Origin of the sequence: Methylobacterium planeticum (assembly GCF_008806345.1) — a bacterium.
In the GTDB taxonomy this organism is placed as follows: Bacteria; Pseudomonadota; Alphaproteobacteria; order Rhizobiales; family Beijerinckiaceae; genus Methylobacterium; species Methylobacterium planeticum.
Window position 1 is genome coordinate 249,655 of the sequence record NZ_VZZJ01000001.1, and the last position, 19,902, is coordinate 269,556.

Genomic DNA, 19,902 nt, shown 5'->3' on the forward strand with positions numbered 1-19,902 from the left:
CCTACGCCGCGCTGGTGCCGCGGGTGACGAGGCGTCCGAGCCCTGCCACCAGACGGTCGAGGATGAAGCCGATGACGCCGACATAGACGAGCGCCACGATGATCTCGCTGATGTGCGAGGAGTTCCAGGCATCCCAGATGAAGAACCCGATGCCGACGCCGCCGATCAGCATCTCCGCCGCCACGATGGCGAGCCAGGACAGGCCGACGCCGATCCGCAGGCCCGTGAAGATGTAGGGGGCGGCCGAGGGCAGCATGATCTTGAAGAAGAACTCGAGCGGGTTGAGGCGCACCACCGCGGCGACGTTGCGGTAATCCTGCGGAATGTTCCGGATGCCGACCGCGGTGTTGATGATGATCGGCCAGATCGACGTGATGAAGATCACGAAGATCGCCGAGGGCTGCCCGTCGCGGAAGGCCGCGAGCGACAGCGGCAGCCACGCGAGCGGCGGGATGGTGCGGAGCACCTGGAAGATCGGGTCAAGCCCGCGCATGGCCCATTCCGACTGACCCACGAGGGTCCCCATCAGGATCCCGCCGATCGCCGCGAGGGCGAAGCCGAGCGCCACCCGCTGAAGGCTCGCGGAGATATGCCAGAAGAGCCCCTTGTCCGTGCCGCCGTTGTCGAAGAACGGATCGACGATGATCGGCCAGGCCTCGCTCACGACGCGGGAGGGCGGCGGCAGACCGGCGCCCGGGCGCGAGCAGGCGACTTCCCAGAACAGCAGGAAGGCCGTCAGAACGACGAGGGGCGGCAGGACGATCGCGACGATCTTCGAGAGGCTCTTGCTCGAGATCCGGGGAAGGCCGCGCGCCTTCACGCCGGCCGCGTCGCGGCCGGCGGTGCCGAGGCTGACCTTCCCGTCGAGGGTCGTGGTGGAGGCCATCATGCAACCCTCTTGATGCCGAGGCTGGCGAGGTAGGCGCTCGGGTCGGCCGGATCGAAGACCTTGCCGTCGAACAGGGTTTCCTTGCCCCGCGACGTGGATGTCGGGATGGCCGAGACCCCGAGGGTCTTGGCCGCGTCGCGCCACAGGTCCTCGCGGTTGACCTTGGCGATGAGCGCCTTGGTGTCCGTCGTCGGGTCGAACTTGCCCCAGCGGATATCCTCGGTGAGGAACCAGAGGTCATGCGACTGGTACGGGTAGGAAGCGTTGTCGGCCCAGTACTTCATGATGTGCGGGCTGTTCTCGACCTTGCGGCCGTCGCCGTAATCGAAATTGCCCTTCATGCGCTCGACCACGTCGCCGACCGTCACGTTGATCCATTGGCGCTTTGCGACGATCCCGGCGAGTTCATCCCGGTTCTCGGGCCTGTCGCACCATTGCTGCGCTTCCATCACGGCCATCAGCAGGGCCTTGGAGGCGTTCGGGTACTTGTCGACGAAGGAGGCCCGCATCGCGAAGGCCTTCTCCGGATGGTCCTTCCAGAGTTCGCCGGTGGTCAGCGCCGTGTAGCCGATGCCCTGGCTGATGAGCTGCGCGTTCCAAGGCTCGCAGACGCAGAAGCAATCCATCGTGCCGACCTTCATGTTCGCCACCATCTGGGGCGGCGGCACGACGATGGTCTCGATATCCTTGTCGGGGTCGATGCCGCCGGCGGCGAGCCAGTAGCGGATCCAGAGGTCGTGGGTGCCCCCCGGGAAGGTCATGGCAGCCTTCACGGACTTGCCGGAGGCCTTCTTCTTCTCGAGCGCCGCCTTGAAGGGCCTCGCGTCGAGGGCGACCTTGTCGCCCATATGCTCCTTCGCCACCGAGATGCACTGGCCGGCGAGGTTGAGCCGGGCCATGATGTACATCGGCACCGGAACGTTGTTCTGGGTGACCCGCCCGGCGCTGATCAGGTAGGGCATGGGGGTCAGGATATGGGCGCCGTCGATGCCGTTGCCCTCGGATCCGAGCACGAGGTTGTCGCGGGTGGTGCCCCAGGACGCCTGCTTCAGGACCTCGACGTCGGGCATGCCGTGCTTGGCGAAGATGCCCTTCTCCTTGGCGACGAAGAGGGGCGCCGCGTCGGTGAGCGCGATGAAGCCGAGCTTGGCTCCCTTGACCTCGGGGCCCGCGCCCTGCGCGAAGGCTCCGCCCGGTAGGGCCAGCCGCGCGGCGGCCGTCAGCGACAGGGCGGCAGCCGCTCCCTTCAGGAGGGTCCGCCGGGTCTTGAGCTCACCGTTCTGCATCGACACCTGAATCCTGCTCTCGTTCGCTCGCCTCCACTCCGCCGCGCGAACCCATGCCCCGGCCGTCCGCGAGTGCGGGGACGACAGGTCGGTTCAGCGCCATTGCTGGTGGAGGCTGCCCGTCGCCATTGATGGGCGAGGCAGAGCGAGCAGGAATTGTGCCAGACCGAACCGGCGATGGCGGCTCCGCAAACCCTACGCAGACCGCACGAGCGCGCCCGAAGGCGCGCTCGGCGGCCCGGATGCTGCTTCGCACAATTGTTGTGCGCTGTGCCCGCGAAACGGCATCCGGCCGCCGCAGCCGGGGGCGTCAGGCCTTGAAGCGATTCAGGGCGTCCGAGCTCCGGAAGCCTTTGGCAATCACGAAATCGCGGGTCGCACCCCGGGACGCCCCGCGGATAGCCACGACGATGCGGTCGCCCTCCTTCAGGGCACCGCCGACGCCGCGGCCGGTTTCGACGACCTCGCTCATCCTCTCGTGGCCCATGATGTCCCCGGACTTCCTTCCGGGCATGACGTGATCGCAGAGGTGGGGGTCGGAGCCGCAGATCGCGCAGGCCGTGATCTTGATGATCGCGTCGCGCTCATGCTCGATCTGAGGATCTGAAACGGTGTCGCGGCGAATGTCCTGCGTTCCGTGCCAGACCAGTGCTCGCATCATCATTCCTCCGGCTGCTGCAACGAGGCAATTTTCTCCATCAAACCCACCAGAATTCCTTCGGCTTGCGGGAATTATTGAGATTCACATAGGATAATGTTAAGCGAGCATTTCGGCGCGGTCTCGGGAGGGGCGAGGCTGTCCAAACGGGCGAGGCTGCTCTAACGAGACGCGCCGAACCCGCGAGACCAACCCGAGTCCATGCCTGAGATCCCTCCGCCCGGCGGCGCATCCGCCCGTCGCATCCTCGTGGCGAGCTTCGTCGGCACGGCGATCGAGTTCTACGATTTCTACGTCTACGCGACCGCGGCCGCCCTGGTGATCGGACCGATCTTCTTCCCGCCGGGCGAACCCGGGGTGCAGCTCCTGAGCGCCTTCGCGACCTTCGCGATCGCCTTCGTGGCGCGGCCGATCGGGGCGGCGCTCTTCGGGCATTTCGGCGATCGCATCGGCCGCAAGGCGACGCTCGTCGCCTCGCTGATGATCATGGGGATCTCGACCGTCCTGATCGGCTGCCTGCCCTCCTACCAGACGGCCGGATGGTTCGCGCCGGCGGCGCTCTGCCTGCTGCGGTTCGGGCAGGGCCTCGGGTTCGGCGGCGAGTGGGGCGGCGCGGCGCTGCTCGCGGTCGAGAACGCACCGCCCGGCCGGCGCGCGTGGTACGGCATCTTCCCGCAGCTCGGAGCCCCGGTGGGCTTCATCTCGGCGAATCTCTGCTTCCTGGCGCTGAGCCTCGGGCTCGATGCCGAGAGCTTCCAGGCCTGGGGCTGGCGGCTGCCGTTTCTCGCATCCGCGGGCCTCGTCGGCGTCGGTCTCTACGTGCGGTTGAAACTGACCGAGACGCCGCTGTTCAAGGCCGCTCTCGCCCGCGAGGCGCCGGAGCGCGTGCCGCTCGCCACCATCCTCACCCGGCACGGGCGCGCCACGCTCCTCGGCACCCTCGCGATGGTCGCCTGCTACGCGGTGTTCTACCTCTCGACCGTCTTCGCACTCGGCTACGGAACCACCGCCCTCGGCTATTCCCGCCCGACCTTCCTGCTGTTCGAGTGCGTCGCCGTCTGCTTCATGGCGCTCGGCATCCCGCTCTCCGGCGCCGCGGCGGACCGGTTCGGGCGCCGCCCGGTCCTGCTGTCGGGGCTCCTGGCGACGATCGCCCTCGGCTTCCTGCTCGGACCGATGCTCGGCAGCGGGCAGGCCGGCCTCGTCCTCGGCTTCCTCTGCCTCGGCCTCCTGGCGATGGGCTGGCTGTTCGGCCCGATGGGAGCGCTGCTGCCGGAGCTTTTTCCGACCCGCGTCCGCTACACGGGGGCGTCCGTCACCTACAACCTCGCGGGCATTCTCGGCGCCTCGGGCGCGCCCTACCTGGCGCAACGCCTGGTCGAGTGGGGCGGAATCGCCTGGGTCGGCGTCTATCTGGGGATCGCGGCGGCGATCAGTTTCGTCGCCGTGTTCCTGATGCCGGAGACGGCACGGCGCGCCGTCTGAACCCCTCGCTCGCGCCGCGGGTCACGCGCTGCGATCAGCCCTTCTTGTCGAGGGGCCGGCCGAGCAGCCGGGCGAACTCGGCCTCGATCTCCTCGACGGAGAAGGGGTTCGGCGCCGGCTTCGTGCTGGATGACGGTGCCTGCGCGGGCGCCGGGGGGGCCGCTTGCGCGGGAGATGCACCGACGGGCGGCGCGGGCGCCGGCGTCTGCGCCTGAGGGCCCGGCGCCGGAGCGGCCGGGGGCTGCGGCAGGAAGGGCTTCGGCGGCGCCGTCACGACCGGCTTCGGCTCGGGCGCCGGGGTGATGACCGGAGGAGCGACGGCCGCCGCCTCCGCTTGCCCCGCTGCGGGAACGCTCGTTTGCGAAGCGGCCATTGCGGCCGCCATCGGGTCGGTCGCCGGTTCAGCGGGCGCAGGCGAGGTCCGAGCGGCGGGACGCGGCGGCTCGAAGGACGGGGCCGGGCGGGGCGGCGTCGGCGGCGCGGAAGCCGCCGGAGGCGTCGGAGGCGTCGGCCCAGGCACCGGGCGCGCCGCCTGGGTGGCACCGGGCGGGGGCGTCACCGCCGAGGCCGGGCGGGCCAGCGCGATCTCGAGTTGCCGCGCCATGTCGGACAGGATGCCGGCATCCACGGCGCGCGGTTCGGCCGGAGCCGTCACGGGGGAGGGGGGAAGCGGCGGCTGAGGCGGCGTGACCACCGGCTTGGCCGCGAGCGCGTCCGCGAAGGACGGCTCGGTCCGCGCCCGCTCGGAGGCGACGTCGGGGCGTGGATTGATCAGGGGCGGCGTGGACCGGCTCAGCGGGCGCTTCGGGGCCGCCTCGGCGCGGCGCGGGGGCTCGGGCGCATCCTCGGCCTGCGCACGTCGCGGCTCGGCATCCGACATGGCCCCGTCAGGAGCCGGCGCGGGCGCGCTCGGCTCCGGCGCAGCGGGAGGCACCACGAGGGGAATCGGGAAGTCCGGCTCGAACCGGGGCTGCTCGGCCCGGCGCGCCGCGATCTCCGGGGTTTCCAGCGCCGGTTCGTCGAGGGATTCGGGTTGGGCTTCAGGGAGCGGCTCCGTCCGCAGGATCGGGTCGGCGCCGGCGCGCAGGCCGCGCTGGATGTGGCGCTCGATGACGACATCGTTCGGTCCGCCGACGAGCAGGAGGTGCTCGACGTTGTCGCGTCGCAGGAGAATCAGCTGCCGCTGCCTGTCGAGTTCGTAGACGTCGACGATCCCGAGCCGCGGCTGACGCCCGCGCGGCGTGCCCTTGGACGAGAGGGAGAGCCCCCTGCCGGAGAACCGCCGCACGACGAGCACGATCGCCGTCAGGACGGCGAGGATGACGAGGAAGATGATGGCGAACTGGAGGACGAAGGAGCCATCCGAGCCGAAGAACGCTGACAAGGCGGAAGTCTCGCTTTTTACGCAGGCCGCACGGTCCGGCCCAACTCGGACCCTGAATATCATGGCCGGGCACGAACCGGGCAATCAACCTTAAGACTTCGTTAACAGCATACCGCGGGGGCGCGTCGCGGGGCGACACCTTAACTCGACGTTAACCATGAAGCCGGCAGATTTTGCCGACCGAGCGGAACTGTTCCGGCCGGGTTGCCGAACCGAGGCGCGACCGCCGTGGCCGTCACCGACCTGCCGATCCTCAGCATGCTCCGGACCAAGATGCAGTGGCATCAGGCCCGGCAGAAGCTGATCGCCGAGAACGTGGCCAATGCCGACATGCCGGGCTTCAGGCCGCGCGACCTCACCGCGCCGCGCTTCAACACCGCGACGGGCGAGCTCGCGCAGGGCAGCTCCGGTGTCTCCCTGACGCTGACCAGCGGGACGCACATCGCGACGGCAGGCAGCGGCGACGGCGTCGGGGCGGATCCGCGGCGGGTCAAGAGCTTCGAGGTCAGCCCGAGCGGGAACGGGGTGAACCTCGAGGAGGAGATGCTGAAGGCCGGCGACAACCAGTCGGATTATCAGCTCGCCGCCTCGCTCTACCAGAAGAGCCTCGATGCCCTGAAGATCGCGGTCGGCAAGCGCTGACCCCGGACATAGCCCGCGCTGCCGGAGACCGCGTCATGGACTTCCTGAAATCCCTCAGCATCGCCGCCTCCGGACTGAAGGCCCAGTCCGGCCGGATGCGCATCATCGCCGAGAACATCGCCAACGCCGATTCCGTGGCGACGTCCTCGAATGTCGAGCCCTACCGCCGGAAGATCGCGACCTTCACCCAGCACGTCGACCGGGAGACGGGCGCGAGCCTCGTCGAGGCCGGGCGCGTGCGCCGCGACCCGACGGCGTTCCGCACCAAGTACGATCCGGGCAACCCCGCCGCCGACGCCAAGGGCGAGGTGCGGATGCCCAACGTCAACGCCCTGATCGAGAACATGGACATGCGCGAGGCTCAGCGCTCCTACGAGGCGAACCTCAACATGGTGACGACGACGCGCCGGATGATCTCCCGCACCCTCGAGATCCTGAAGTAGGGGCCGCGCCATGGCATCGAGCAACTTTGCGGCCGGAGCCTACGCCTCCGTCCAGAACATCGGCGGCCTCAAAGGTGCGCCCAAGGTCCAGCAGGCGCAGAACGCGACAGGCAGCAACTTCCAGTCGCTCCTCACCTCGGCCCTCGATTCCGTAGGAGAGACCGGGCGGAACGCGGACGCGCAAGCCCTGTCGGTGGCCGCCGGCAAGGCCAACGTGGTCGATGTCGTCACGGCGGTCGCCGAGAGCGAGACGGCGCTCCAGACCCTCGTGGCCGTGCGCGACCGGATGATCTCGGCCTACGAGGAAATCATGCGGATGCAGATCTGAGCCGCTCCCTCCGCCGTGCACGATCCCACCGCGCTCAGTCCTTCCCATCCGCCTCCGTCCCCGAGACCCCTGAAGCCCATGACCGGCCTCGCCATCCTCGACGTCGCGCGCGACGGCATCTTCGTCTTTCTGAAGGTGGCCGGCCCGCTGATGATCATCGCCCTCGTCGTCGGCCTCGTGGTGTCTCTGATCCAGGCGCTGACGCAGATCCAGGAGCAGACCCTCATCTACGTGCCCAAGATCGTGGCGGTCTTCGCCGCACTCCTGCTGATGCTGCCGTTCATGGGCGACGCGCTCGCGGGCTACATGACGCGCATCGCCGCCCGCATCGTGGCCGGGGGCTGAGACGGCGGAATCCGGCCCTGCTATGAAGCCGCATGAACCTGCTCCTGCCGGCCGTCGCGGCAGCCTACCTGCTCACCTTCGCGCGGGTCGGCACCCTGATCATGTTGATGCCGGGCATCGGCGAGCAGCTCGTCTCCGCCCGCCTGCGGCTGAGCTTCGCGCTTCTCGTCTCGCTCGTCCTGTTCCCGATGGTGCGCCCGCTCCTGCCGCTGCAGAACGGCACGCTCGCCGGGCCGGGGCTGGTCGCGCTGCTGTTCGGCGAGACGCTGGTCGGGCTGGTGCTCGGCCTCACCGTGAGAATGGTCCTGGCCGCGCTGCAGACCGCCGGCCTCATCGTGTCGCAGCAGCTCGGCCTGTCCTACGCCATGACCGTCGACCCCACGATGGGCGGCCAGCAGGCCGCGCTCGGCAACTTCCTGTCGCTCCTCGGCGTCACCCTGATCCTCGCGGCGGACCTGCATCATCTCGCCCTCGACGCGATCGGGCGCAGCTACGAGGTGCTGCCGCCGAACGCGGTCCCGGGCATGGGCGAGGCCGCGATGCTGGCGGTCAAGGCGATCGGACGCGGCTTCACCCTCGCCGTGCAGATCTCCTCGCCCTTCATCGCCTTCGGGATCCTGTTCAACCTCGGCCTCGGCGTGCTCTCGCGCCTGATGCCGCAGCTGCAGGTGTTCTTCGTCGCCGTGCCGGCCTCGATCCTCATCGGCATGCTGATCCTGTTCGGATCCGTCGGCGTGATGATGGGCGTGTTCCTGGACGACCTCGGCCGCTATCTCGCCGAGTTCACCGGCCGTTGACCCGCGTCGCGGAGGCCTGAGCCGTGGCCGAGGGGACCGAGCAGGAAGACAAAACAGAAGAGCCGACCCAGCGACGCCTCGATCAGGCGATCGAGCGCGGCGAAGTCGCCAACAGCGTCGAGATCAACACCTTCTTCGTCCTCGCGGCCTTCACCCTGGCGCTGCTCCTCGCCTCGGGGCCGATCGCCGGGGGATTGTTCACCGAGATGCGCGGCTTCCTGATGAACGCGCACGCAGTGCCCTCCGACCCGCATGCCTATGCGGGCATCGCGAGCCGCTCCCTGCTGATCTGGGCGCAGGCCCTGGCGATCCCGACCGGCCTCGTCGTGGTGGCGGTGCTCGCCGCCGGGTTCCTGCAGCATCCCCTGGTCTTCACCACCGAGACCCTCGGCTTCAAGTTCGAGCGGGTCTCGCCGATGGCCGGCATCAAGCGCATCTTCGGCATCGAGGCGCTGTTCCAGTTCGGCAAGGGTCTCGCCAAGATGGCCGTGGTGGGGGTCGTCGTCGGGACGATCCTGTGGAGCGACCGGGACCGCCTCGAAGTCTTCGTCCGGCTGTCCCCCGCTGCCTGCCTGCCGGCGATCCTCGGCATCGCCCTGAAGCTGATGGGGGGCGTGCTGGCGATCTACGTCGTCATCACCCTGGCGGATGCCCTCTACCAGCGCTTCCGCTGGCGCCAGCGCCTGCGCATGTCGAAGGAGGAGATGAAGCAGGAGATGAAGGAGAGCGAGGGCAGCCCGGAGGTGAAGGGCCGCATGCGTCAGCTGCGCGCCGCCCGCGTGAAGAAGCGCATGATGGCGGCGATCCCAGGGGCGACCGTCGTCGTGACGAACCCGACCCACTACGCCGTGGCGCTGCGCTACGAGGCCGGCATGGCCGCACCGATCTGCGTCGCCAAGGGTGTCGATTCGCTCGCCCTGCGCATCCGCGCCGTGGCGGCCGAGCACGACGTTCCGGTGCTGGAGAATCCGCCGCTCGCGCGTGCCCTCCACGCCACCGTCGAGATCGACGACGAGATCCCGGCGGAGCATTACCGGGCGGTCGCGGAGGTGATCGGCTTCGTCATGCGCCTGCGCCGCCGGGCGGCGTGATAGGGTACGCCCGGATAGCCACGGTTTGTCCACCTTCTTTCGCGAGACTTTTCTAAGACTTCCCGAGACAATCCCCTTGCTGCGCGAGCGGGCCCGGGGATAACCGATGCCCGTGCGGCTGGATGGGGCCCGATGGCTGAGTTGAGTGGACCTACGGCACCGGTTTCGGGCTCGATCGACCGATCCGAGCGGCCGGGCCGCGTCGGGCTGCTGCTCGTGCTGGCGGGCCTTCTCGTCGGCGCGGCGATCGGCTTGTCCTTCGTCGCCAACGAGCAGGCGCAGTCGCTGATCGTCTGGCTGCTGGCGCTCCTCGCCATGGCGGGCGTCTTCTTCCTGTTCGCCCTCGCGATCGGGGCGATCCAGCTGAGCGGGCAGGGTGCCCGCGACGACATCACGAAGAGCATCGTCGATGCTGCGCCCGAGGCCACGACGGTGGTCGAGGAGGGGGGCCGGCTGATCTACGCCAACGAAGCCTACCTGCGGATCGCCGGTGGCGACAGCTTCTCGAACCTGCGCTCGGTGGAGCGCATCTTCGTCGGCTCGCCGGAGGTGTCCGAGGCGATCTACCGGCTCGCCCAGGCCGCCCGCGACGGCCGCAGCCATATCGAGGAGATCCGCATGGCGCCGCCGCCGAGCGGCACCGCGGAGCGGGAATTCGCGTGGTTTCGGATCTCCGTCCGGGCGCTGAGCCGGCCGCGGCGCGGGGCGGCCCTGTGGACTGTCAGCGACATCACCCACGAACGCGAGCGGCAGGAGAACGTCTTCCAGGAGCTTCAGCACGCGATCGACTACCTCGATCACGCGCCCGCAGGCTTCCTCTCGATCGATCCGGCCGGGACGATCGTCTACATGAACGCGACGCTGGCCTCGTGGCTCGGATACGACCTCGCGACGGTCGGCCCCGGGGGGCCCCACCTGTCCGAGATCGCGCCCGGCGCCGACATGCTGACGAGCACGGCGGGCCTGCCCGGCGAGGTTCGCACGGACCGCTTCGATCTCGACCTGCGCCGCCGCAACGGGCACTCGCTTCCCGCCCGCCTCTACCACCGTATCGCCTTCGGCAAGGACGGCAAGCCGGGCTCCTCGCGCACCTTCGTGATCAATCGTTCGGCGGGGGCGGAGTTCGACGAGCCCCAGCGGGCCGCCGAGGTGCGGCTCGCGCGTTTTCTCAACAATTCGCCGATCGCCATCGCCACCCTCGACCGGTCCGGCCATATCGCCCGGGCGAACACCTCCTTCGCTCGCCTGTTCGGCGCCATGCCGCGCCAGGCCATCGAGGACAGCACCGGCGAGGCCGGCCCAGAGCCGACCATGAGCGAGACCGTGATCGAGCGGGACCGCGCGGCGCTCGATGCCTCCCTGGTTCGCGCGGCGAGCGGCCTCGGCGACATCGAGCCGATCGAGGTATCCCTCAAGGGCAACGGCAGCCGCTCGGCGCGGGTCTGGCTCAGCCCCGCCGGCGGCGAAGGACCCGCCTCCGACCAGGCGGCGGACGAGGCCGACCGCGAATGCGTGATCCTCTACGCCCTCGACACCACGGCCCAGCGCCAGCTGGAGCAGCAGGTCGCGCAGACGCAGAAGATGGACACGGTCGGCCAGCTCGCCGGCGGCATCGCGCACGACTTCAACAACGTCCTGCAGGCGATCATCGGCTATTCCGACCTGCTCCTGGCCAGCCATAAGCCGACGGATCCGGCCTTCCAGGACATCATGCAGATCAAGCAGAACGCGAACCGGGCGGCGGGCCTCGTGCGCCAGCTCCTCGCGTTCTCGCGCCGCCAGACCCTGCGCCCCGAGGTCATGAATGTCGGCGAGGCCTTGTCCGAACTGACGCTCCTCCTGAAGCGCCTGCTCGGCGAGCGGGTCGACCTCGAGCTCAAGCACGGGCGCGACATCTGGCCGGTCAAGGCCGACGTGAACCAGTTCGAGCAGGTCATCGTCAACCTCGCGGTCAACGCCCGGGACGCCATGCCGGAGGGCGGCCGCCTGCTCGTGCGCACCGCCAACGTGCCGGCGACGAGCGAGGACGCGGAGGCTCGCGCCGGCGCACCGGCCGGCGACCACGTGTTGATCGAGGTGCTCGACACCGGCGAGGGCATCCCGCCCGAGCTGATGGAGAAGATCTTCGAGCCGTTCTTCACCACCAAGGAGATCGGCAAGGGCACCGGTCTCGGCCTGTCCACGGTGTTCGGCATCGTCAAGCAGAGCGGCGGCACCGTCGACGTGCGCTCGACGGTCGGCGAGGGCACCGCCTTCCGGATCTACCTGCCGCGCCACGAGCCCGCCGCCGAGCCGGAGGCCGAGCCCGTCCCGGCCCTGCCGCCGGCCACGATGCCGCGCATCGCCGGCAAGGCCGGCATCGACACCGGTGACGACGCCGCGCAGAAGCCGGCTCGCGGCACCACGGCGGAAAGCTCGGACGCCAAGGCGCCCGAGCCCCGCAAGCCCTCGGCCGACCATACCGGGCAGGGCACCATCCTGCTGGTGGAGGACGAGGACCCGGTCCGGGCGGTCAACAGCCGGGCCCTCTCGGCCCGCGGCTACACGGTGCTGGAGGCGGCCTCGGGCCTCGAGGCCCTGCGCATCGTCGGCGAGGGCGGCCATGTGATCGACCTCGTCGTCTCGGACGTGGTGATGCCGGAGATGGACGGGCCGACCCTGCTGCGGGAAATCCGCAAGCACCGGCCGGACCTGAAGGTGATCTTCGTCTCGGGCTATGCGGAGGACGCGTTCCGCAAGAACCTGCCCGAGGGCGAGGCCTTCAACTTCCTGCCCAAGCCCTTCAGCCTGAAACAACTCGTCGAGACCGTGAAGCGCACGATGGCGTCCTGACGCGACCCCCGGCGTCGGCGCCTCCAACCCGCGCGAAAAGCGGTGGAGCGCCCGCGCTGGCCCTTGCCGGATGAGAACAAAACAGGTACATCATCGGCATCCGAGGCGCATTGAGAACGGCGCCTTTCCCCTGCATAAGGAAGCCGCCCATGGCCCGCGATACGGCCCAATCTGCATTGAGAGTGGTGGATACGCCCAGCATGGACAAGGACAAGTCTAAGGCGATCGATGCCGCCCTCTCCCAGATCGAGCGTGCCTTCGGCAAGGGCTCGATCATGCGGCTGGGCAAGAACGAGAAGGTGGCCGAGGTGGAGACGGTCTCGACCGGCTCCCTCGGTCTCGACATCGCCCTCGGCGTCGGCGGCCTGCCGCGCGGTCGCGTGATCGAGATCTACGGGCCAGAATCCTCGGGCAAGACCACGCTCGCGCTCCACACCATCGCGGAAGCGCAGAAGAAGGGCGGCGTCTGTGCCTTCGTGGACGCGGAGCACGCCCTCGATCCGATCTATGCGCGCAAGCTCGGCGTCAACCTCGACGATCTTCTGATCTCGCAGCCGGATACCGGCGAGCAGGCCCTCGAGATCACCGACACGCTCGTGCGCTCCGGCGCGATCGACGTGCTGGTCGTCGATTCGGTCGCGGCGCTGACGCCCCGGGCCGAGATCGAGGGCGAGATGGGCGATTCGCAGCCCGGTCTTCAGGCCCGCCTGATGAGCCAGGCCCTGCGCAAGCTGACGGGCTCGATCTCCCGCTCGAAGTGCATGGTGATCTTCATCAATCAGATCCGCATGAAGATCGGCGTGATGTACGGCTCGCCCGAGACGACCACCGGCGGCAACGCGCTGAAGTTCTACGCCTCGGTCCGCCTCGACATCCGCCGCATCTCGACGCTCAAGGATCGGGATGAGGCCATCGGCAACCAGGTCCGCGTGAAGGTCGTCAAGAACAAGGTCGCGCCGCCCTTCAAGCAGGTCGAGTTCGACATCATGTTCGGCGAGGGCGTCTCGAAGGTCGGCGAGCTCGTCGACCTCGGGGTCAAGGCCGGGATCGTCGAGAAGTCCGGCGCGTGGTTCTCGCATGCGAGCCAGCGCCTCGGCCAGGGCCGCGAGAACGCCAAGGGCTTCCTGCGCGACAATCCTGAGATCGCCAACAAGATCGAGGCCGCGATCCGCCAGAATTCCGGCCTCGTGGCCGAACGCATCCTCGAGACCGCCCAGCCGACCGACGACGATCTCGACGAGGGCGAAGCCTGATCGCACCGGCACCGCGCTGCCCTCGACGAAGCCCGCCGCGCGCAAACGCGGCGGGCTTCCTTGTCGTCGGAGCGCCTCGCGCGCTCGATCTCAAGCGCCGTAGGGCAGGATCTTGATGAACAGCCCCCAGAACACCAGCAGGATGCCGACGATCGAGACGCCCCAGACCAGGGTGCGGATCCGGGGGACGCCGAAGCCGTAGACCGGCAGGTAGACGAGGCGTCCGAAGAAATAGAGGTAGGCGCCGATCACCACGGCGGTGTTGTGCCGGCCCGACGCCACGCAGGCGAGGACGAGGGCGGCGAAGATCGGGAACGTCTCGAGGAAGTTCTTCGACGCCTTCTCGAGCCGGGCCGCGGCGCCGGTCACGTTCGGCGACGGCCCGTCCCGGTTGCTCGCGGCCCATTGCAGGCCACCACGCTGCTGGAGGCCGCTCGCGGAAGCCGCGATGATGTGGACGAGCCCGAGCAGGCACGACCAGGCGAGAAGGCGGACTTCAACCGGCATAACGGGGCAACCTTGCGGAATCAGGGATCGAACCGGACCGTACCTAGCCCGCCTCGCCGCCGCGATGAAGTGAGCCGTGACTTACGGCGCGCCGGTCCTTATGAGGGCGGATGACGCGGTCAGGCTTCCGTCGGAGGCCCAGCCCACCAAGTCCAGGCCTGAACAGAGTCAATTTCGATGAGCGGCGTCAACGAGATCCGGTCGACCTTCCTCGACTACTTTGCCAAGGCGGGCCATTCCGTCCAGCCCTCGTCCTCGCTCGTGCCGAAGAACGACCCGACGTTGATGTTCACCAATGCCGGCATGGTCCAGTTCAAGAACGTCTTCACGGGGGTCGAGAAGCGTCCCTACACCAAGGCGACCACGGCGCAGAAATGTGTCCGGGCCGGCGGCAAGCACAACGACCTCGACAATGTCGGGTACACCGCCCGCCATCACACCTTCTTCGAGATGCTCGGGAATTTCTCCTTCGGCGATTACTTCAAGGCCGAGGCGATCGAGCTCGCCTGGAACCTGATCACCCGCGAGTTCGGCCTGTCGAAGGACAGGCTCCTGGTGACCGTCTACGACGCGGACGACGAGGCTGCCGACCTCTGGCGCAAGGTTGCGGGCTTCGGCGACGACAAGATCATCCGCATCGGCACCTCCGACAATTTCTGGCAGATGGGCGATACGGGCCCCTGCGGTCCCTGCTCGGAGATCTTCATCGATCAAGGCCCGGCTTTGCAGGGTGGGCCGCCCGGGTCCGCGGATGAGGACGGCGACCGGTTCCTCGAGTTCTGGAACCTCGTCTTCATGCAGTACGAGCAGATCGAGCCGGGGAACCGCCTTGCCCTGCCGCGCCCGTCCATCGACACCGGGATGGGGCTGGAGCGCATCGCCGCGATCCTCCAGGGCGTCACCAGCAACTACGACACCGACCTGTTCCGCACGCTGATCGATGCCGTCAGCCACGCGGTCGGCCGCGCGCCGGAGCCCGGCACCGTCGCGTCCTACCGCGTCATCGCCGATCACCTGCGCGCCTCCGCCTTCCTGGTGGCGGACGGCGTCCTGCCGGGCAACGAGGGCCGCGGCTACGTGCTGCGCCGGATCATGCGCCGCGCCATGCGGCACGCGGAGCTGCTCGGCTCGCGCGATCCAATGATGTACCGCCTCGTGCCGACGCTGGTCCGCGAGATGGGACAGGCCTATCCCGAACTGATGCGGGCCGAGAGCCTGATCGGCGAGACCCTGCGCCTCGAGGAGACACGGTTCCGCCGCACTCTGGAGCGCGGCCTCGCGATCCTCGACACCGAGAGCCGTGATCTCAAGGCCGGGCAGAATCTCTCGGGTGAGACCGCCTTCACGCTCTACGACACCTATGGCTTCCCCCTGGACCTGACACAGGACGCGCTCAAGGGCCGCGGCATCGGCGTCGATACCGAGGCGTTCGGGCAGGCGATGGAGCGCCAGCGTCAGGCCGCGCGCGCCGCCTGGTCGGGCTCCGGCGAGGCGGCGACCGAGACGGTCTGGTTCTCCGTCAGGGACCGGGTCGGCGCCACCGAATTCCTCGGATACGAGACCGAGCAGGCCGAGGGCATCGTGACCGCCCTCCTGCGCGATGGGTCCGAGGTCGAGGCGATCGCGGCCGGCGAATCCGGGCTCCTGCTCGTCAATCAGACGCCGTTCTACGCTGAATCGGGCGGTCAGGTCGGTGATACGGGCACGATCCTGGCGAACGGGCTGAGGGCACGGATCACGGCGACGGAGAAGAAGCTCGGCGACCTCTTCGTCCACCATGTCAGCGTCGACGAGGGACGCCTCAGCAGCGGCCAGGCGGTCGATCTGCAGGTCGATCACGCGCGCCGCAGCGCGATTCGGGCGAACCACTCGGCGACGCACCTCCTGCACGAGGCTCTGCGCCAGGTGCTCGGCGAGCACGTGGCGCAGAAGGGCTCTCTGGTCTCCCCCGATCGCCTCCGCTTCGATTTCAGCCATCCGAAGCCGATGGACGAGACCGAGATCCGCGCGGTCGAGGACATCGCCAACGCGGTGCTCCTCCAGAATGCGCCGGTCGTCACCAAGTTGATGGCGGTCGACGAGGCCATCGAGTCGGGCGCCCGTGCGCTGTTCGGCGAGAAATACGGCGACGAGGTCCGCGTCGTCTCGATGGGCCGTCCGGTGGACGATGCCGGATCCGATATCGAGGGCGGGCGCCTGCCGAACTTCTCGATCGAGTTGTGCGGCGGCACCCACGCGGCCAGGACCGGCGATATCGGGGTGATCTCGGTCATCGGCGAGAGTGCGGTCGGCGCCGGCGTGCGACGCATCGAGGCGATGACGGCCAACGCCGCGCGCCGCCACAGGGCCGAGGAGAGCCGCACGCTCGGCGCGCTCGCCGGGCTCCTGAGGGCGCCCGTCATGGACGTCCCGGAGCGCCTGGCGACATTGCTGGAGGATCGTCGGCGCCTCGAGCGCGAGTTGACCGAGGCCCGCAAGAAGCTCGCGATGGGGAGCAGCGGCTCCAGCGCGCAGGAGGACGCCGCCCGCGAGGTCAACGGCGTGAAGCTGATGGCCCGCGTGGTCGAGGGCGTGGAGATGCGCGACCTCAAGAGCCTCGCGGACGAGGGCAAGACGCGCCTCGGCTCCGGCATCGTGGCGATCGTCGGCGTTGCCTCGGACGGCAAGGCCGGCCTCGTGGTCGGCGTGACGGAGGACCTGACCGAGCGCTACGACGCGGTCGGCCTCGTCCGCGCGGGCGCCGGACATCTCGGCGGCAAGGGCGGCGGCGGGCGCCGTGACATGGCGCAGGCGGGCGGCCCGAACGGTGCGGGAGCGGAAGCGGCCTTGGCCGCCATCGCCGACGCGCTCGCGACCGCCGCGTGAGGGGCGGTGCGGCGGCGCGCATGCGCCGCCGGATCGGCTCTCAGTTCACGCGCTTCCAGGTCTGGCGCTTGCAGAAGACGCTCATGACGCAGCCCGAAACCTCGAGGGTGGACGGACCCGTCATCTTGAGGGAGCCCGAATAGGTCTTTCCGTCCTTCGGATTGTAGAGGGTGCCCTCGAATCCATCCGCGGTCGCCCGGGTGGCGTTCACGATCTGAACGCCGACCACGCTGCGCGTGCGGAGCGCCGGGTCCGGATTGTTCTGATCGAGGCCCTTGCCCGAGGTGCTGACGATGGTGCCGCAAAAGCCGCCGCCGCAGCGGGCGAGGCGTACCTTCGAATCGCCGGTCTCGGTCAACCACACCCCGCTCGGGTCGCCGCCCTTCTGTGCGAGCGCCGTGCCGCCGATCGTGACGGCACCGAGGATTGCCGCGGCCAGGCACAGGCGCGTGCGGATCGTCGTCATGTTGGGTCCCCTCCCGTCCGCATCCGTACGGACATCGTTCCAGCCGTTTTAGCGGCTTCGGTTCGCCTTGGGCAAGCCGACGGAACCGAGTTCAACGCCTGCTTGTCTGAGGACGGCGATCCAATTTTCGCGAGTTGGGTATGGGACCGGCGACGAGCCGGTCACGGCCGGCCCTGGGCCAGGACGGCACCCGTGTAGGTCTCCGCAACCTCGCAGAACGGCACGCCCTCGGCGGTCGAGAGCACGGCCTCGACCGCGAATAGCGCCTCCGTGAGCGCGGGCGGGTACCCTGCCTTCGGCTCCCAGATCGTCCGCACGCCGAGGTTGCGCCGCGTCGGACCGAGAAGCCGCACGACGCGGCCGAAGGGCGTCTCCGTCGTGTCGAGCGTCGCGTTCATCCCAGGCGTCAGGCGGGAGGGGACGTACCAGTTGTCGGCTTCCGAGAGGACGTAGGCGCCGCAGGTGAGACGGACCCGCCGGTACCGCACCGCCTCATCCGGACCGAGCCCGAGCCGCTGGCGCTGGATGGCGGTCAAAGGCTTATCGGCCGCCGAGACGCGTCGCGCCACGAGGCGCGGGTCCTCGGAGAGGCCGCGCTCGGCACACCACGCTTCGAGAACCGCGGTGGCGCTCGGGCCGGCAAGGAGGCGCGTACGCAGGGTCTCGATCACGCTCGCCGTCTCGGGTTCCACCCACGCTCCTGGACTCGCGACGGCGGGGGCTTCGGCGCGCACAGGCAAGACCGGCAGAAGCATCGCTGTCACAGCTCGAACGAGGGAAGCCCATCGCATGGGAGTGCCTGCGCGGTCCATGACGCACCGCGATATAAGGTGCTCACGGGAACGTCCATCGGTTTGGCACCGATCCGAGGCTTGGCAGCGCCAGCAGACCTGTCATGCCTTCGCCGCATTCGGCGGGGAAGCAACCGGCCCCGCGGTGAGAACCGCGCCGCGCCGGGCCGGCATCGCGTGCTGGTCGTTCTCGATCGCCGGACCTGCCGTATCCGGCGTCGTTCGCCGCCTGCTTCGATCCGTCCTCCGCAGGGTCAGCGTCTCATCCGTCCTATCGGTCTCGTCCAAGGGGTCAGTGTCGATGTTCTCCGCTCCAACCCGCGCCCGCGCGCTGCTCCTCGTCCTGGCCGCAGGGGCCCTCGCGAACGGCCCCGCTCGCGCGCAGCCGAACGGCACCCCGGCCGCGCAGACCCCGGCTGCCGCGCCGCAGACGGGACCGATCACGATCAGCGTCAAGGCGGACCCGAAGCAGCCGGCCTGGGTCAAGGTCTGCAACAAGGAGACGGAGAGCGGCGGCGAGCTCTGCAACGTCACCCGCGACTTCGTCACGGAAAGCGGGCAGCCCCTGCTCGCGATCGCGGTCTTCGCAACGAAGGATCCGAAGGCGAAGCGGGACGTCTACGCCCTGCGCTTCCTGATGCCGCTCGGTATGCAGGTGCAGCCGGGCGTCCGCTTCAACATCGACAGCCAGCAGGGGAACACGGGCAAATTCTCGACCTGCAACACGGTCGGCTGCTTCGCGGATGCGACCGGCTTCAGCGGCGACATCGTCGAGGCGATTAAGAAGGGCACGACGCTGCGCATCCAGGCCCAGAACCAGACGCAGCGCGAAGTCACCTTCCTGGTTCCGCTCGCGGGGTTCGGCAAGAGCTTCGACGGGCCGGCGCTCGACCCGAAGGTGCTGGCGGACCAGTCCAAGAAACTGGACACCGAGATCGATCAGCGCGACGAGGATCTGCGCAAGAAGTCCGAGGCTGAGGGCGCCCCCGCCGGGGCCGGCGAGGCCGCCACGAAGCCCTGAACCGGCGCCAGGCGGTCCGGGGTCCCTCGCGGCCTCGGGCGCGCCTCGGAACGCCCAGGCCGCACGGCCTCGGCACGCGGAGGCCCGCACGGGATTCCGCGGGGCCTGTCAGTCGATGTGGGATTGAAGGAGTGGGATGGTGGAGCCTAACGGGATCGAACCGATGACCTCTTCCATGCCATGGAAGCGCTCTCCCAGCTGAGCTAAGGCCCCACTCTATCCACCGCGGTTGCTGGTCACGTCCGCGGAGTTCGTCTCGCCAGCGGGCTGATGTCCGTCGGCGAGGCCGGTTCTATAGGCGGGCCTCAGCCCGGACTCAACCCCTTTTTTCGTCGGCTCGGAGAGTTTTTCCGGTTCACTCCGGGCGGGGCACGCCACCCCGTCCCATGGCCAGCGCGAAGGCCGCCGGACCGCCGGTGCCGTGCCGGAGCCTCAGGTTTCCTCGTCGTTCTCGATGTCGCCGTCGATGAGATCGGAGACGTCGTCGTCGCCTGAATCCTCCTCTTCGAGGAAGGTGTCGTCGTCGCCGTCGGTCGTCTCGGCCTCGGCGTCCGTGTCGTCGTCCGTGGTGGCCTCGGCGTCGTCCTCGGCCGCCTCGACCTCATCGAGGGAGACGAGCTCCGGGCCGGTCTTGTCCTCCGTCTCGTCCTCCTCGTCCGCGGCACGCGCCGCGAGTGCCGGGGCGGCGACACGGCTCGTCGCGGTGGCCTGGTAGACGGTGCCGCATTTCGGGCAGGTCGCCGGGTCGCGATCGAGATCGTAGAATTTCGCGCCGCAGCTCATGCATTGACGCTTCAAGCCGAGTTCCGGTCTGGCCAC

Annotated in this window: 18 protein-coding genes, 1 tRNA gene and 1 pseudogene; 11 read left to right on the forward strand and 9 right to left on the reverse strand. The window is 69.0% G+C overall.

The features are described 5' to 3' along the window. Window position 1: 1 nt before the first annotated feature. From ntrB to F6X51_RS01200, 3 genes and pseudogenes are all read right to left on the reverse strand, one after another. Window positions 2-886 (reverse strand): nitrate ABC transporter permease, encoded by an 885-nt coding sequence (gene ntrB, locus F6X51_RS01190; protein ID WP_407658406.1) that lies wholly within the window; start codon window positions 884-886, stop codon window positions 2-4. Further along, on the reverse strand, window positions 886-2,175 hold the full coding sequence (locus tag F6X51_RS01195) for a CmpA/NrtA family ABC transporter substrate-binding protein (RefSeq protein ID WP_407658400.1): 1,290 nt from the start codon (window positions 2,173-2,175) through the stop codon (window positions 886-888). The genes ntrB and F6X51_RS01195 overlap by 1 nt, the downstream gene beginning before the upstream one ends. 403 nt (window positions 2,176-2,578) lie before the next feature. Next, window positions 2,579-2,833: pseudogene (locus tag F6X51_RS01200) on the reverse strand (alcohol dehydrogenase catalytic domain-containing protein); the annotation flags it as partial. 201 nt (window positions 2,834-3,034) lie between these two features. Here F6X51_RS01200 and F6X51_RS01205 point away from each other — a divergent pair. After that, window positions 3,035-4,318 (forward strand): MFS transporter, encoded by a 1,284-nt coding sequence (locus F6X51_RS01205; RefSeq protein WP_150961173.1) that lies wholly within the window; start codon window positions 3,035-3,037, stop codon window positions 4,316-4,318. Window positions 4,319-4,352: 34 nt separating this feature from the next. Here the strand turns inward: F6X51_RS01205 and F6X51_RS01210 are convergent, their stop codons facing one another. Then, window positions 4,353-5,702: a hypothetical protein gene (locus tag F6X51_RS01210; protein ID WP_150961175.1), complete on the reverse strand. Its 1,350-nt coding sequence runs from the start codon at window positions 5,700-5,702 to the stop codon at window positions 4,353-4,355. A gap of 228 nt (window positions 5,703-5,930) precedes the next feature. On the opposite strand from F6X51_RS01210, the gene flgB reads away from it, so the two are divergent. The 8 genes from flgB to recA all read left to right on the forward strand — a co-directional run bounded on the left by flgB (window position 5,931) and on the right by recA (window position 13,433). Next, window positions 5,931-6,344, forward strand: coding sequence for a flagellar basal body rod protein FlgB (gene flgB, locus F6X51_RS01215; protein ID WP_150961177.1), 414 nt, complete (start codon window positions 5,931-5,933; stop codon window positions 6,342-6,344). A gap of 35 nt (window positions 6,345-6,379) precedes the next feature. Further along, the gene (flgC, locus tag F6X51_RS01220; RefSeq protein ID WP_150961179.1) at window positions 6,380-6,787 is read left to right on the forward strand and encodes a flagellar basal body rod protein FlgC; all 408 of its coding nucleotides are present in this window, start codon (window positions 6,380-6,382) and stop codon (window positions 6,785-6,787) included. A gap of 10 nt (window positions 6,788-6,797) precedes the next feature. Further along, a complete protein-coding gene (fliE, locus tag F6X51_RS01225) occupies window positions 6,798-7,115 on the forward strand; it encodes a flagellar hook-basal body complex protein FliE (protein WP_150961181.1) in 318 nt (105 codons plus the stop codon). Between the two features lie 78 nt (window positions 7,116-7,193). Beyond that, window positions 7,194-7,460: a flagellar biosynthesis protein FliQ gene (fliQ, locus tag F6X51_RS01230; RefSeq protein ID WP_150961183.1), complete on the forward strand. Its 267-nt coding sequence runs from the start codon at window positions 7,194-7,196 to the stop codon at window positions 7,458-7,460. A gap of 32 nt (window positions 7,461-7,492) precedes the next feature. Further along, window positions 7,493-8,257, forward strand: coding sequence for a flagellar biosynthetic protein FliR (fliR, locus tag F6X51_RS01235; protein ID WP_150961184.1), 765 nt, complete (start codon window positions 7,493-7,495; stop codon window positions 8,255-8,257). 23 nt (window positions 8,258-8,280) lie between these two features. Then, on the forward strand, window positions 8,281-9,348 hold the full coding sequence (gene flhB / locus F6X51_RS01240; RefSeq protein WP_150961186.1) for a flagellar biosynthesis protein FlhB: 1,068 nt from the start codon (window positions 8,281-8,283) through the stop codon (window positions 9,346-9,348). 132 nt (window positions 9,349-9,480) lie between these two features. Continuing rightward, window positions 9,481-12,180, forward strand: a complete 2,700-nt coding sequence (cckA, locus tag F6X51_RS01245; RefSeq protein ID WP_150961188.1) for a cell cycle histidine kinase CckA — start codon at window positions 9,481-9,483, stop codon at window positions 12,178-12,180. 149 nt (window positions 12,181-12,329) lie between these two features. Further along, window positions 12,330-13,433: a recombinase RecA gene (gene recA / locus F6X51_RS01250; protein ID WP_150961190.1), complete on the forward strand. Its 1,104-nt coding sequence runs from the start codon at window positions 12,330-12,332 to the stop codon at window positions 13,431-13,433. A gap of 90 nt (window positions 13,434-13,523) precedes the next feature. Here the strand turns inward: recA and F6X51_RS01255 are convergent, their stop codons facing one another. Next, window positions 13,524-13,940 carry an MAPEG family protein gene (locus tag F6X51_RS01255; RefSeq protein WP_150961192.1) on the reverse strand — a complete coding sequence of 139 codons (417 nt, stop codon included), beginning with the start codon at window positions 13,938-13,940 and terminating at the stop codon, window positions 13,524-13,526. Window positions 13,941-14,117: 177 nt separating this feature from the next. On the opposite strand from F6X51_RS01255, the gene alaS reads away from it, so the two are divergent. Then, window positions 14,118-16,805 carry an alanine--tRNA ligase gene (gene alaS / locus F6X51_RS01260; protein ID WP_150961194.1) on the forward strand — a complete coding sequence of 896 codons (2,688 nt, stop codon included), beginning with the start codon at window positions 14,118-14,120 and terminating at the stop codon, window positions 16,803-16,805. 40 nt (window positions 16,806-16,845) lie between these two features. Here the strand turns inward: alaS and F6X51_RS01265 are convergent, their stop codons facing one another. Together F6X51_RS01265 and F6X51_RS01270 are read right to left on the reverse strand one after the other, a co-directional pair. After that, window positions 16,846-17,271, reverse strand: coding sequence for a DUF2147 domain-containing protein (locus tag F6X51_RS01265; RefSeq protein WP_150961196.1), 426 nt, complete (start codon window positions 17,269-17,271; stop codon window positions 16,846-16,848). 161 nt (window positions 17,272-17,432) lie between these two features. Then, a complete protein-coding gene (locus F6X51_RS01270; RefSeq protein WP_322098518.1) occupies window positions 17,433-17,963 on the reverse strand; it encodes a hypothetical protein in 531 nt (176 codons plus the stop codon). A 400-nt stretch (window positions 17,964-18,363) separates the two neighbouring features. On the opposite strand from F6X51_RS01270, the gene F6X51_RS01275 reads away from it, so the two are divergent. Further along, window positions 18,364-19,083 (forward strand): invasion associated locus B family protein, encoded by a 720-nt coding sequence (locus tag F6X51_RS01275; RefSeq protein WP_150961200.1) that lies wholly within the window; start codon window positions 18,364-18,366, stop codon window positions 19,081-19,083. 137 nt (window positions 19,084-19,220) lie between these two features. Here F6X51_RS01275 and F6X51_RS01280 read toward each other — a convergent pair. Beyond that, window positions 19,221-19,296: transfer RNA gene (locus tag F6X51_RS01280), tRNA-Ala, on the reverse strand. Between the two features lie 219 nt (window positions 19,297-19,515). Continuing rightward, entirely contained in the window at window positions 19,516-19,902 is a 387-nt protein-coding gene (locus tag F6X51_RS01285) for a TIGR02300 family protein (RefSeq protein WP_150961202.1), read from the reverse strand.